Origin of the sequence: Proteiniclasticum sp., assembly GCF_003514505.1 — a bacterium.
In the GTDB taxonomy this organism is placed as follows: domain Bacteria; phylum Bacillota; class Clostridia; order Clostridiales; family Clostridiaceae; genus Proteiniclasticum.
Window position 1 is genome coordinate 102,426 of record NZ_DOPX01000012.1, and the last position, 14,739, is coordinate 117,164.

11 protein-coding genes are annotated in these 14,739 nt (G+C 39.8%); 1 reads left to right on the plus strand and 10 read right to left on the minus strand.

Annotated elements, in window-relative coordinates; translation table 11 throughout:
- Positions 1-35: 35 nt before the first annotated feature.
- The 9 genes from rpoD to DEF30_RS03855 form a co-directional block, all read right to left on the minus strand.
- Positions 36-1,115: an RNA polymerase sigma factor RpoD gene (gene rpoD, locus DEF30_RS03815; protein ID WP_074910925.1), complete on the minus strand. Its 1,080-nt coding sequence runs from the start codon at positions 1,113-1,115 to the stop codon at positions 36-38.
- 220 nt (positions 1,116-1,335) lie between these two features.
- Positions 1,336-3,084: a DNA primase gene (dnaG, locus tag DEF30_RS03820; protein ID WP_294096669.1), complete on the minus strand. Its 1,749-nt coding sequence runs from the start codon at positions 3,082-3,084 to the stop codon at positions 1,336-1,338.
- Positions 3,085-3,126: 42 nt separating this feature from the next.
- Positions 3,127-4,152, minus strand: coding sequence for a deoxyguanosinetriphosphate triphosphohydrolase (locus DEF30_RS03825; protein WP_294096671.1), 1,026 nt, complete (start codon positions 4,150-4,152; stop codon positions 3,127-3,129).
- 165 nt (positions 4,153-4,317) lie between these two features.
- Positions 4,318-4,494: a hypothetical protein gene (locus DEF30_RS03830; protein ID WP_155953233.1), complete on the minus strand. Its 177-nt coding sequence runs from the start codon at positions 4,492-4,494 to the stop codon at positions 4,318-4,320.
- A 38-nt stretch (positions 4,495-4,532) separates the two neighbouring features.
- A complete protein-coding gene (locus DEF30_RS03835) occupies positions 4,533-5,540 on the minus strand; it encodes an oligopeptide/dipeptide ABC transporter ATP-binding protein (protein ID WP_294096673.1) in 1,008 nt (335 codons plus the stop codon).
- Positions 5,541-5,549: 9 nt separating this feature from the next.
- Positions 5,550-6,533, minus strand: coding sequence for an ABC transporter ATP-binding protein (locus DEF30_RS03840; protein WP_294096675.1), 984 nt, complete (start codon positions 6,531-6,533; stop codon positions 5,550-5,552).
- A gap of 8 nt (positions 6,534-6,541) precedes the next feature.
- A complete protein-coding gene (gene opp4C / locus DEF30_RS03845) occupies positions 6,542-7,453 on the minus strand; it encodes an oligopeptide ABC transporter permease (RefSeq protein WP_294096677.1) in 912 nt (303 codons plus the stop codon).
- A gap of 11 nt (positions 7,454-7,464) precedes the next feature.
- On the minus strand, positions 7,465-8,442 hold the full coding sequence (locus DEF30_RS03850; RefSeq protein WP_294096679.1) for an ABC transporter permease: 978 nt from the start codon (positions 8,440-8,442) through the stop codon (positions 7,465-7,467).
- 91 nt (positions 8,443-8,533) lie between these two features.
- Entirely contained in the window at positions 8,534-10,285 is a 1,752-nt protein-coding gene (locus tag DEF30_RS03855; protein WP_294096681.1) for an ABC transporter substrate-binding protein, read from the minus strand.
- Between the two features lie 704 nt (positions 10,286-10,989).
- Between DEF30_RS03855 and DEF30_RS03860 the strand changes: the two genes are divergently transcribed.
- Positions 10,990-11,259 carry a DUF1294 domain-containing protein gene (locus DEF30_RS03860; RefSeq protein ID WP_294096683.1) on the plus strand — a complete coding sequence of 90 codons (270 nt, stop codon included), beginning with the start codon at positions 10,990-10,992 and terminating at the stop codon, positions 11,257-11,259.
- 657 nt (positions 11,260-11,916) lie between these two features.
- Here the strand turns inward: DEF30_RS03860 and ppdK are convergent.
- Complete coding sequence (gene ppdK / locus DEF30_RS03865) at positions 11,917-14,544, minus strand: pyruvate, phosphate dikinase (protein WP_294096685.1); 2,628 nt, start codon at positions 14,542-14,544, stop codon at positions 11,917-11,919.
- Positions 14,545-14,739 lie beyond the last annotated feature (195 nt).

Consider the following 14,739-nt stretch of genomic DNA (forward strand, 5'->3'; position numbering starts at 1 on the left):
ATTATAGAACAAAAGCACCCGAAGGTGCTTCTCTGTTAATCTAAATAGTCCTTCAGCTTTTTGCTTCTGGATGGGTGTCTTAGTTTTCTTAAAGCTTTTGCTTCAATCTGTCGGATTCTTTCTCTTGTGACATTAAACTCTTTTCCAACTTCCTCCAAAGTTCTGGAGCGGCCATCATCAAGTCCAAAACGAAGTCTGAGCACTTTCTCCTCACGAGGGGTTAAGGTATCTAATACACTGATGAGCTGTTCCTTCAGCATTGTAAAAGCTGCAGCTTCCGCTGGAGCCAATGCATCATCATCTGGGATGAAGTCTCCCAAATGGCTGTCTTCCTCCTCACCAATTGGTGTTTCCAATGAAACTGGTTCCTGCGCAATTTTCATGATTTCCCTAACCTTCTCAGGAGGCATTTCCATGATTTCCGCAATTTCCTCTGCTTGTGGGGCACGTCCTAACTCTTGCAATAACTGACGTTCTATACGAATGAGCTTATTGATGGTTTCCACCATATGAACTGGAATTCTGATGGTACGTGCTTGGTCTGCGATGGCTCTTGTAATTGCCTGACGAATCCACCAGGTGGCATAGGTTGAGAATTTAAATCCTTTTGTGAAATCAAACTTTTCAACAGCCTTAATCAGTCCCAGATTACCTTCCTGAATCAGGTCTAGAAACAGCATACCTCTTCCTACATATCTCTTGGCAATTGAAACTACAAGTCTTAAGTTTGCTTCAGCAAGTTGTTTTGCTGCATACTCATCACCCGCTTCAATACGTTTGGCCAGAGCAACCTCTTCTTCTGAAGTGAGAAGCGGTACCTTACCGATTTCTTTCAGATACATTCTGACAGGATCATCGATGGCCACACCTTCAGGAACTGAAAGGTCAATCTCAGTATCTTCCTCTTCCTCCACATCCCCAATGATTTCAATATTCAAACCTTCGAGGGTTTCATAAATCTTATCAATCTGGTCGGGAGAAAGATCGATTTCCTGAAGATCGTCAAGGATTTCCTTTTCTGTGATATTCCCAGCTTTCTTGCCTTTGTCGATTAATTTCTTAACCACAGACATCTGATACTCTTTATCCTGTACTTTCTTTTCTTCCTTATTCATATCATCCAGAACATCATCGCTGTCCAGGTTCTCTTCATCTTCTTGCATCTCATCTTTTTTCGGAGCAACTTTCTTCTTTCGCCCTTTCGCAGCTCCAGCGCTCTCACTTTTCACAGACTTTTTCCCTTTTGGCTTCTGTACCTCTTCCTGATTCTCTGTCATCAGGTCCTCAGCAATATTCTCCATATTCTCTGTGCTTATTTTCTTTTTTGCAGCCATATCAATACCTCCCTAAAGTCTTTTGAAGAGAAATCAGTTCATTGGCAAGTTTTACCGACTCTTCAAAATTTCCAGCTTTTTCTAAAGCCTTTATTTCCTGTTGTAACTTTTTTTGCTTTATTTTACCCTTATAATGATTGATTGTTTTTAAGAAGTCATCAATAAGAACTTCTACATCCACCTCCGGTATCTCTGCCACCTGACCAATCAGAGTCCATTCCTTTGAGCTTTCTGCATCATCGCATTGACTCAACACATAACTTTGAAGACTGATTTCGCCATTTTCATAGTTTTCTAATATCCGGTATATCTTCTGATGTGCTGGTACAATGAAATCACTCAAACTGATTCGTTCGTTGAGATAAGACCGGTTCTCAGATAATATCTTAAGAAGACTCCGCTCTGCTTTCACATGTCCTTGCTCAATATATACAGTAAGATTCTCGGGATACGGTGTTCCCAAAGTAGAATTTTCATTCTGATTTCCCATGTACTTTCTAATGGCACGTTCAGATATACCTGCATCTTCCGATACCTTTTGTAAGTAGACCTCTTTCTCAATAGGATCCAGCTCATTTAAGATTTCAGCAATCCGTTTTGTATAAGTAATACGCCCTTCATCAGAATCAAGATTAAGTCCTTCTTTCTCCTGAATCAGCTTGTACTCCATCAGAGGTAATGCATTTTCAAGCAGCTTCAAAAATCCTTCTTTACCTTCTTCACGAACATAGTCATCTGGATCTTTCCCTTTTGAGATTTGCACAACCTTCACTTTCACACCTTCGGCTTGGAGAATCTCAAGGCCTCTTACGGTAGCTTTTTGTCCTGCCGTATCCGCATCATAGCAGATATAAACTTCTTCAGAATTCCTTCGTAAAAGTCTCCCCTGAATTTTAGTTAATGCTGTTCCCAGAGAAGCGACGACGTTCTGAATGCCCGCTTGGCTTAAGCTGATTAAATCCATATACCCTTCTACCATAATAAGGCTTGTTTCTTTGCTGTTTTTCTTAGCAAAATTCAATCCATACAAATGGGTGCCCTTATTGTAAATGGGTGTTTCTGGAGAATTCAGATACTTGGGTTTTGTATCATCAAGTACTCGAGCTCCAAAAGCAATCACTCTTCCTCGAATGTCAAAAACAGGAAAAATAATCCTATTACGAAATCTGTCATAAACTTTACCCTTTTCACTCTTTGTTGCTAGACCGCACTTAACGATATCCTCTTCTTTATATCTTCTGGATCGAAGATATTTCAGTAAACTGTCCCAGGAATTCAGTGCATAGCCTAATCCAAAAGATCTGATGGTTTGGTCCTTAATCCCTCTTTTATAGAGATACTCTCGAACCTCTTTATTATTCGAGAGATTCTGAAAGAAAAACCGTGCTGCATCCACATGCATCTTATAGAAAACTTCAAGCCTATCCTTTTCTCTCTTCTTCTCAGGGCTCTCCTCAAATGGGATGTTTGCCCTCTCAGCAAGGATTCTCAAAGCTTCATTAAAACCGAGATTTCGGGTTTTCATGATGAAAGTAATGACATTTCCTCCTTCACCACATCCGAAGCACTTAAAAAGCTGCTTATCTTGAGTGACACTAAAGGAGGGAGTTTTTTCATTATGAAATGGACACAATCCCCAATAGTTTCTACCTGATTTTTTAAGCGGCACGGTTTCAGAGATAACATCTAAAATATCGTTGCTGTCTTTAATTTTTTCAATGATCTCTTCAGACACGTACAATGCATTCACACCTTTTTTTCATAGTCCCAAACATAAATTATACCATTAACCTCAGTAGATGACAATTTTGGGCACAAATATCTGATTGAATAGGATTATAGCATAATCATCTGTCATGCCAGCGATATAGTCTGCTACAGCACGCTCTTTCCCCTCTTCTTCAGCTATTTTCTGATACAGTTCAGGCATTTCCTCAATTTTCTTCAAATAATAATCATAAAGCTGACCTAGAAGAAACTTAGCCTTATCTCTCTCTTCTTTCAAGTGCTCGCCGTTATAGATATTCTTAAATAGAAATGCCCTAAGACCATAGAGTGCATTGAAGATGTCTTCAGGCAGAGCCACTGTAAACTCCCCTTTAAAGATGTTCTTATTGGTCTCATCCACTAACTTGCGTACCAGAGTATCAATTCTTTTGCTGTGGGTGTAACCCAAAACCTCAATATGCTCCTTTGGCAAGTCTGTAACATTTAATAGACCGGCACGGATCGAGTCATCGATATCATGGTTGACATAAGCGATTTTATCTGCAAACCGCGCAATTTGTCCTTCAATCGTGCTACTGGCTTCACCGGATTTCAGGCCGCTATGATGCAGCACACCATCTAGCACTTCGAAAGTAATATTAAGTCCTTTTCCATCTTTCTCTAGCTTCTTTAAAACGCGCACGGACTGCTCGTTATGCCTGAATCCCCCCGGCAGTCTTTCATTCAGCACTTCTTCGCCATTATGAGCAAATGCCACATGACCAAGATCATGTCCAAGGGTTATGGCTTCCACCAAATCCTCGTTCACAGCAATGCCTCTGGCAATGGTTCTCGCTATTTGTGAGACCTCCAATGTATGAGTTAGTCTTGTACGATAATGATCACCAGTGGTTTTGATGTAAACTTGAGTCTTGTGTTTTAATCTGCGAAAGGACTTTGAATGTATAATCCTATCTCGATCATGCATAAAACACGTCCGGTAAGAGTCCAACTCTTCTTCCACTTCTCTTCCTCTTGAATTTTTGGAGAAACAGGCCTCTTTAATTAACGTCAGTTCTTCATTCCGTTCTATTCTCTCTCGAATACTCAATATCCCACCTCCTATATTGTATTATTCTACAAAAATCCTTCGAATCCTTTATTTGGACTTGAGAGATATTCATATATAATCATTATCCACCTATGTGTTTTTACCCATTCATTGATTTCATATATAAATAAAAAAACTTGCTGCTAAGCAGCAAGTTTTTTGGAATTAGTAAAACATAATCCATGTCAGGAGGGCAAAAAAAGCATAGAAACCGACAACAATCGGAAACAGATAGGTAGCCATGGCAAACGCCATTGCCATCAGATCGCCTCTTTCAAGCTTTACATCTGCTTCCATATCGGGTTCCACATCATCAAATCGATGTTTCCCAAAAATCTGCATTAAATTATCCCTCCTTTTTAACCTATGAGTTACAAATATTATATTTCGCCTGCAAAGTGACAAGCTACAAAATGATTCGGATGCTTCACTGGATTAAACTCTCTTAGTATTGGAATCTGCTCTTTACAGATATCCTTTGCATAAGGACATCTTGTGTGGAACTTACATCCTGGTGGAGTATTTACATTACTTGGCAGTTCTCCAATGATTGGTTCCATCTTTCTCAGATGTGTTGGATCTGGAACAGGAATCGCTGCCAAAAGCGCTCTTGTATATGGGTGAGTAGGTTGATCATATAGTGCATGCTTCCCAGCCAGTTCAACCAAAGAACCCAAATACATAACTCCAATTCTGTCACTGATGTGTTTTACAACACTAAGGTCATGGGAGATAAAGAGATAAGATAGTCCCATTCTTTCCTGAAGATCCATCATCAGATTCAGAATCTGTGATTGAATCGATACGTCAAGAGCGGAAACTGGCTCATCAGCCACAATAAAATCAGGATTTAAAGCAAGTGCTCTAGCAATTCCAATTCTTTGTCTTTGTCCACCAGAGAACTGATGAGGATATCTATAGATGTGATATGGTGAAAGACCACACATCTCGATGATCTCCATTACTCTGTTCTTATACTCTTCTCCAGGCTTAACAAGATTATGGGAAAGCAGTGATTCACCCACAATATTACTTACGTTAAGTCTTGGGTTCAGAGAGCTGTATGGATCCTGGAAAATCAGCTGCATCTCTCGTCTCAGTGACTTCAGCTGTGCTCCCTTCAGTGTTGCGATATCCCCATCAATGGCTTTTCCATGATAGATGATCTGTCCATCTGTTGGGTCATATAATCTTACGATGGTTCGGCCAAGGGTAGATTTTCCGCATCCTGATTCGCCTACAAGACCGATGGTCTCTCCTTCATTTAATTTGAAGGTTACTCCATCTACAGCCTTGATAAAGGACTTCTTACCAAAAGCACCAGATTTTACTGGGAAATATTTTTTAACATCATTTACTTCAAGCAATACTCTTTTATTATCGTTCATATTTCCCTCCTACTTATCTTCATACAAGAAGCATTTAACCTGATGCGTCTCGCCGTTTTTCTCTTTGTCTATGAAATATACCCCTGGCTCTTCCTGCCAGCACTTATCCATGGCAAACTTACATCTTGGAGCAAAGTAGCAACCCTTTGGAAGCTCCATAGGATTTGGAACTACACCCTCAATACTGTTCAGTCTCTTCTTCTCTGACTTAAGATCTGGAATAGATTCCAGAAGTCCTTGAGTATATGGATGCTTTGGATTCCCATAAAGCTCTTTTACTTCTGCAGATTCTACTACTTTACCAGAGTACATTACAATAACATCATCAGCCATCTGCGCTACGACTCCTAGGTCATGGGTGATCAGCATGATTGCAGTATTGGTTTTCTCTTTAAGATCGTTCATCAAAGACAGAATCTGTGCCTGAATGGTTACATCAAGCGCAGTAGTCGGTTCATCTGCAATCAGAACCTTAGGATCACATGCAAGCGCCATGGCGATCATAGCTCTTTGTCTCATACCACCAGAGAGTTGGTGAGGATAGTCATAAACTACACGCTCTGCTCTAGGAATACCAACAAGTTTGAGCATATTTACTGCTTTGTCATGGGCTTCCTGTTTACTTAAATCCTGATGAAGTTTGATCGATTCAATAATCTGATCTCCAATTCTAAAAACAGGGTTTAAGGAAGTCATTGGTTCCTGGAAAATCATGGAAATTTCATTTCCTCTGATTTTTCTCATTTCATCTACAGGAAGCTGGACGATATCTTTATCCCCATACATAATGCTTCCTTCAACAATCTTACCATTCTTATCAATGAGCTTAAGAATACTCATGGAGGTAATGCTCTTTCCGCATCCGGATTCACCAACAATACCTAGAGTTTTTCCTTCATATAAATCAAAATTTACACCATCTACAGCCTTAACAACACCCTTATCTGTGAAGAAGTGTGTTTTAAGGTTTCTTACTTCTAATACTTTCTTCATAATCAACCCTACCTAATTTCCTTTGGATCAAAAGCGTCTCTCAGCCCTTCACCAAGCAGATTTATACTCAACACAGTCAACATAATCATTACACCGGGTGGTACCCAAAGCCATTGCATATTTCTGAATACATCTGAGTTTCTGGCTCTTTCAATCATATTACCCCATGTTGGTGTTGGAGGTGTTACTCCAAGCCCCAGGTAAGATAAGCTCGCCTCAGTCAGAATCGCACCAGCCATTCCAAGAGTTGCGCTTACAATAATATATGCGTATGTATTTGGAAGAAGGTGTTTTGCAATTCTGGATCTTGTGGAAAGTCCCAGGATCTCAGTTGCTTGCATAAACTCCTGCTCTCTCAGAGATAGAATCTGCCCTCTTACCATTCTAGCAAGTCCTGGCCAGCTTAAAATACCAATGAGGAACATAACAAGGTACATCTTATACTTGGAATCTACCCACATCAGAGCACCTGAGATGGTAATAACGGTTGGTGTAAACGGAATGGAGTAAACAATTTCTGCAAATCTCATAAGTGCATTGTCTACAACTCCACCATAATAACCAGCAACACCACCAACAATAGCTCCAATGAGCACGGTGAATCCTGCTGCGATTAAACCTACCATGATTGATGTTCTTCCGCCAAGGAAGAGTCTTGTGAATACGTCTCTTCCCTGTTCGTCCGTGCCTAGCCAATACTTTCCAGATGGAGGCAACTTTTTGTCATCCAGTATAAAATCATTCAGTTCAAACTTAGAAAATATCGGTACAAAAATGACAGCCAGCAATATCAGTATAAACAATACTGCTCCGAACATAGCTGTTTTATTCTTCTTAAATCTACCCCAGGCAATCATCCATGGTCCTACGATATTGGCAGCTTGGGTAGTTTTCTCATAGTTTTTCTTATTGTCTTCCATAATAAACCCTCCTAACTAACCTTTACTCTAGGATCCACCAGTGCATAACTGATATCAGCCAGCAGGTTTCCTGCGAGCATGAGCACTGCGTAGAAAATATTGATTGCCATAACTAATGAAGTATCTTGTTTAAAAATCGCTTCGTGAAGGGTATTTCCGATTCCTGGCCATTTAAAAATGGTTTCGAGAATCAGAGAACCACCAAATAATGAAGGAATATAGCTACCAAGCAATGTAACAATCGGTAAAAGAGCATTTCTAAATGCATGCTTGTAAATAACAACTTTCTCAGAAAGTCCTTTGGATCTTGCGGTTCTGATGTAGTCCTGATTAATGACTTCAAGTACAGCATTTCTCACATATCTTGTCAAACTTGCAAGAGAAGAAATAACTAGTACGATCAGAGGCATAATCATGTGCCTGCCTACGTCAACAATTTCTGCCCACAAACTTGGATATCCACGAACAACCATCAGTGGATCTCTCATAAGTGTAAGTGGTAATCCTGCTGGAATTCCCACAAAGAAAATCAGAATCATCGCAAAGAAGAAGGAAGGCATGGAAACACCAATTAGGGAAAATACCGTCCAAAAATTATCGAAATTGCTATACTTATTTACTGCAGACTTAATACCAACGGGTATTGAAATCGCAAAAGCAAAAATCATCCCTATAAAGTTGATCAAGAAAGTATTCCAAACACTCTCTCCAATGATATCTTTAACTGGTGCTCTTTTCAGAATAGAACGTCCAAAGTCCCCTTGTAGAGTTCTTCCCATCCAGTTAATATATCTTTCTACAATATTTCCATCTAATCCAAGCTGTTCTTTTAACGCTTGTTGCTGCTCTGCAGTAACACCTGATCCAACACCCAAGTAGGCTTGGACAGCATCACCTGGCATAAGCTCCATAATTCCGTAGATGACCATGGATATCACGATCATAACAGGAATCAGGTGCAGCAATCTCCTTGCTATATATTTTAACATTGTTTCACTCCCCATAGCTCCTATATATTTTTGTAGTAGAAAGGCAGTCTGAAACAGACTGCCTTAAAACTTCTCAAATTAGAATATTATTCTATTCTTCGATGTAAGCATCTCTAACAGCCTTTACCCAACCATACAGGGAGCTGGTGTTAAAGTTCTTAACCTTTGAATTGTAAAGGTCAAAGTATGTGTTTGCATAAACAACGATCTTTGGCATTTCTTCGTTCAGAATCTTTACAACTTCTGCATAAAGTGGCTTAGCTTCTTCTGGATCCATAATCTTTCTAGCTTCGTCAAGAAGTCTGTCAACTTCAGCATTCTTGTATCTGGAAGTGTTGTCCTTACCTGAACCTACATCATTTGAGTGGAACTCAGAGTAGATGGAGTCTGGGTCAGCACTTGTGATGGATGTTGCAAGGAAGAACAGGCTCCACTTGTCAACGTTCGCATCAGAGTTGTAAATAACGTAGTCAAGAATGGTGTTGAATTCGAGGTAAGAAATATTCAGCTTCACGCCAAGTTCCTGTCCCCAAGCCTTTTCCCACATTGGGATAAGTGTAGCAAGAATATCATGTTCTGGCATAGCTGCGATGTTCAGCTCCAGAAGCTTTCCATCCTTAGCTCTGATTCCGTCTGCTCCAGCTACCCAGCCAGCTTCATCCAGAATGGACTTAGCCTTTTCGATGTCGTAGGAGTAGTCAATCAGGGAGCTAACAAGCTCGTCACTCATAACCCAAGAAATCTGGGAGAATGGATGGTTCTGTGTTGTAGCAAGTACCATACCTGAATCAGGATCCTTGTAGTAGCTGTTTACGAAGGACTCTGTGTCAAATGCATATGCAAGAGCCTGTCTTACAGCAACTTCAGCTGTTGGTCCAGCTTCTGTGTTGAAGTTTACATAACCGTAACCGGATCTTGGATATTCGTTGATGGAGTATCCGCCATCTCTAGCTTCCTTGATCTTAGCTGGTTCGATAACGCCAGCCAGAAGGTCAACTTCACCGTTCATCAGCTGAACGATGTCTGTGGACTGGTCTACGAACTGGAGAAGGATTTCCTTGATCATGTAGCCTTCACCAGTGTACTTGTCATTTCTTGTCAAATAGATGAACTGAGCTTCAGTAAAGTTGTCAAGTACGTATGGTCCTGATCCTACAGGAGCAGCGGACTTTTCTTCAACTGGAGCGGTATTCTTGTATGTTACACCTTCACCATAGTAGTGTTCTGGCATAATAGCAAATGTTGTGTTTGCAAAGTTTGTTCTCTTGCCTTCAGCAAAAGTAAATGTAACTTTGTAGTCACCATCGGCAACAACACCTGGGAATTCTTCTGACTCACCAGCTGCATAAGCTTCGTAACCTTCAAGGTCCTTAACTACTGAACCGTATCTTCCTGTATAGGAAGGGTCGGAGAGCAGCTTGTAGGTCCAAACAACGTCACTAGCTGTTAGTGGTTCTCCGTCAGAGAATACAACGTCTTCTCTCAGATTAAAGGTAATAACCTTACCATCTGGAGAAATTTCCCAATCTTTAGCAACAACAGGAATGTATTCATCCCCTTCGAAGTTAAGTGTAGCAAGTCCCTGGAACACAAGATCTACTACATATCCGTCATAGGATGAGGAGTAGTATGCTGGGTTGAAGTTACCTGATGCTTCGGTGATACCAACCTTCAATGTACCGGATGGTTCATTGGATGGTTCTTCTGGTGTTTCACCTGGAGTTTCGGTGCCTGGAGTTTCCCCTGGTGTCTCAGGAGTCTCTTCTTTAGGACTGCAAGCAGTAAATACAACTGACATAACCAGTGTAAGTGCTAACAGTAAGCCTATTCTCTTTTTTGTCATTCTTTCTTCCTCCTTGAATAATCTTTTATTTTAAGCTGATGTCGCCAGCAGCTAAAAACCGAACAATGTGTAATTGAGAATGTGTTGCTTAAGATATTACTCATTTTATTATAAAACGTACAATTTATCAACTAATTTTTAATAAAAGTTCATAATCTCTGATTTTTGAGTCAAAAATAGAACGTTTTCTTAATCAAATTATCAGTAAAGAAGTTAAAAGGAACATTCTTACTGAAAATAAGCCAATAAATAGTGCACTTTTTTAACAAATCATAATTCAACTTATTAGGCATAATTATTTACTTTTCAAATAACGAAAGCTTGATCTGGTGAGATTTTACCAGTTGGTAGCATTTTCAATAATGTAATAAACAGAATTAAAAATCATCAATCAATAAAGCTTAGTCCTATTTTACCACAACATATGGAAAACAGAAACTTTTTGTTTATACTATATTCATAATCTGACAGATTTCACGGATTCTGTATTGGTTGTTTATTGCTATTTTTATCAGTAACACCGCTTCTATCCATATAATTTGATAACTTTTGTATCTGATCACTGATTATCTTGTTAATTAAAGAGATTTTAATTTTTTTTTGAACTTATTATAGGATAATAGATACCATATTATACATATTATGCAGAAAAAATTATAAGTATTCAAATACAAATTCGAGAATTTGTTTTTCAGGAGGTCGCTATGCTCTATTTAAATGTTTACATGCAGTTAATAAACATCTTTGCTTTTCATTTTATGTTATTTGACAAGCAATCAGCACGAAAATCAAAGCGAAGGATTCCAGAAAAAGTACTATTTACTTTCGCATTGCTTGGCGGAAGTGCTGGAGTCTTTCTTGGAATGCTGTTTTTCAGACATAAAACAAAACACGTTACGTTTACTTTACTCATTCCTTCACTGACAGCAGCCCAGATAATCGCATATTTCTTTATAAGAAGTTATTTGGTTTAATATACATCTCATACGTTTAATGATTTTGCATTTTGTAAACGTTTCCTGATTAATTCATAAAATCATCATGTAAATGTTTACTTATACTGAATCTATTCATTACAGAGGTTTAATCTCTACTTCAACCACTTGAGCCTCCATAAGTTCAGCAGAAGCCAAGCTGTTGATATAGTGGTTCTAATTATAGCGTTTCACCTTAACAAAAGCATAAACTCACAAAAAATATCACACTTTCTGTATCTTACGTAAAACAGCCAACAGCTCTTCAACTCCTCCGCTCAAGAAGGAACTGCTCATTATCCTATGCATCTTTATTATTGCGAATCGTCGTGGAGACTCTAGATGAACTATTGATCCCACGTTGCTTTTCTATACCAAAACAAGGATCCCAGGGTTCTCGTGGTTAGTTCTAAATTCACTCACGTGATTTCAGAAATACAGCCTATCGGCAGCTTCTCATTTTGAATCTCTTACCTGTATGGTTCTGATGACAAAATCACTCCTGTTGCTGCCTGATTATTTAGGATTTAGATATTGCGACGAATCATCTACTCTCCTTAGACTGAGCAAATGTAAAAGAGGATATTACAGCTGTCGTCACAGCCATAATATCCTCTTTCTAATTAGGTTCGGTGATACATATCACCAAATGAATTACTATCTTGGATTCTTAACCTGAGCCTGAGCTGCAGCAAGTCTAGCTACTGGAACTCTAAATGGTGAGCAGGAAACATAATCCAGTCCATTCTCATGGAAGAAGTGTACAGAGGATGGATCTCCACCGTGCTCTCCGCAAACACCAAGCTTAAGGTTTTCCTTAACGCCTCTTCCCTTTTCTACTGCAATCTTTACAAACTGTCCAACACCTGTCTGGTCAAGCTTTGCAAATGGATCGAAGTCGTAGATCTTCTTATCATAGTAGTGCTTCAGGAATGTTCCAGCATCATCTCTGGAGAATCCGAAGGACATCTGTGTAAGGTCATTGGTTCCGAAGGAGAAGAAATCAGCTTCTTTAGCAATTTCATCAGCTGTTACACAAGCTCTTGGAATTTCAATCATAGTACCAACCAGATACTTCAGTTCAACACCCTTTTCAGCGATGATTGCATCAGCTGTCTTCTTAACGATGTTCTTCACATACTTCAGCTCGTTTACTTCACCAACCAGCGGAATCATGATTTCTGGAACAGTATTCCATCCCATTTCTTCATTAACTTCGATGGCAGCTTCAATAACTGCTCTGGTCTGCATTTCAGCAATTTCTGGGTAAGAAATTGAAAGTCTGCATCCTCTATGACCCATCATTGGGTTGAACTCATGAAGGTCGGATATAATTCCATTCAGGTCAGCAACGGAAAGCTTCAGCTCTGCTGCAAGATCTGCAATTTCCTTTTCCTTGGTAGGTAGGAACTCATGCAGTGGTGGATCCAGGAATCTAACAGTTACTGGATGTCCTTCCATAGCCTTGTACAGTCCCTTGAAATCACCCTTCTGCATTGGAAGCAGCTTCTCAAGAGCAGCTCTTCTAGCTTCTTCTGTTCTAGCTACGATCATCTGTCTCATAATGAAGATTCTATCTTCAGCGAAGAACATATGCTCGGTTCTTGTCAGACCGATACCTTCTGCACCAAATTTGATAGCCTGTGCAGCATCGTGTGGTGTATCTGCATTTGTTCTAACCTTAAGTGATCTGATTTCATCAGCCCAGGACATGAATGTACCAAAGTGTCCAGAAATTTCTGGTTCAACTGTAGCAATGTTTCCTTCATATACGTCACCAGTGCTTCCATCAAGGGAAATATAGTCCTCAGAAGAGTATACCTTTCCATTAACAGTCATGGTCTTGTTCTTTTCATCAACTTTGATTGCACCTGCACCAGCTACGCAGCATGCACCCATGCCTCTAGCAACTACAGCAGCATGGGAAGTCATTCCGCCTCTTACAGTCAGAATACCTTCTGCAGCAATCATTCCTTCGATATCTTCTGGTGATGTTTCCTGTCTAACAAGAATAACCTTTTCGCCAGCTTCGTGTCTTTCTTTAGCTTCAAGAGCAGAGAAAGCAATCTTTCCTGTAGCAGCTCCAGGAGACGCAGGAAGACCTGTTGCAATGATTTCGTGCTTCTTCATTTCTTCTGTGTCAAACGCTGGATGAAGCAGTGTGTCCAGCTGCTTAGGATCCATCATCAGAATGGCCTGTTCTTTTGTAACAAGTCCTTCTTCTACCATGTCAACGGCAATCTTAAGAGCCGCCTGAGCTGTTCTCTTACCATTTCTGGTCTGAAGGAAGAACAGTTTACCTTCTTCAATGGTGAACTCCATATCCTGCATATCGTGATAGTGGTTCTCCAGCTTATTCACGATTTCAACGAACTGGTTGTATGTTTCAGGCATCTGCTTTTCCAGTTCTTCAATTGGCTGTGGTGTTCTGATACCAGCAACAACGTCTTCACCCTGTGCGTTCATCAGATACTCAGCAAAAATCTTTCTTTCTCCTGTTGCAGGGTTTCTTGAGAATGCTACACCAGATCCTGATGTCTCACCCTTGTTTCCGAATACCATTTCCTGCACGTTTACAGCGGTTCCCCAGCTGGATGGAATATCATTCATTCTTCTATAAACATTAGCTCTTGGGTTGTCCCAGCTTCTGAATACAGCAGTTATTGATTCTATCAGCTGTGCTCTTGGATCCTGTGGGAAGTCTTCTCCCTTTCTTTCCTTGTAGTAGTTCTTGAACTTCACTACAAGTTCTTTCAGATCCTCAGCAGTCAGTTCGGTGTCAAGTTCTACTCCCTTTTCTTCCTTCATTTCATGAAGGATCTCTTCAAAGTCTTTCTTGTCTACATCCATAACTACGTCTGCAAACATCATGATGAATCTTCTGTAAGAGTCATAAGCAAATCTTTCATTGCCAGTTTCCTTAGCAACTACTTCAACTGTCTCATCATTCAGACCAAGGTTCAGGATCGTGTCCATCATACCAGGCATGGAAGCTCTTGCACCTGAACGTACGGAAACAAGCAGTGGATTAACTGTTCCACCAAATGATTTTCCTGTAACTTCTTCAAGCTTGTTCATGGTTGCATGAATCTCTTCGATGATTTCTGGTGTAATAACCTTTTCATCATCATAGTATTTATTGCAAGCCTCAGTAGTAACTGTGAATCCCATTGGTATTGGAATTCCGATGTTAGTCATTTCTGCCAGGTTGGCACCCTTACCTCCAAGGAGGTTTTTCATTGTAGCATCACCTTCACTGAAAAGGTATACATACTTCTTTGACATAGATTTCCCTCACTTTCAATCTTTTATGTGTAACCACATATATTTGAATCCGGTAGAACCGAGAGTTCACGAAATTATGAAGCAAAAAGCTTCAAAATCCTCATATATTATAGCATAAGTCCTAAGCGAATTGTACAACATTTCTAATGGTTTTTAGTTTATTCATTAATTTAGTTAATTGCAAAAGTAACTTCC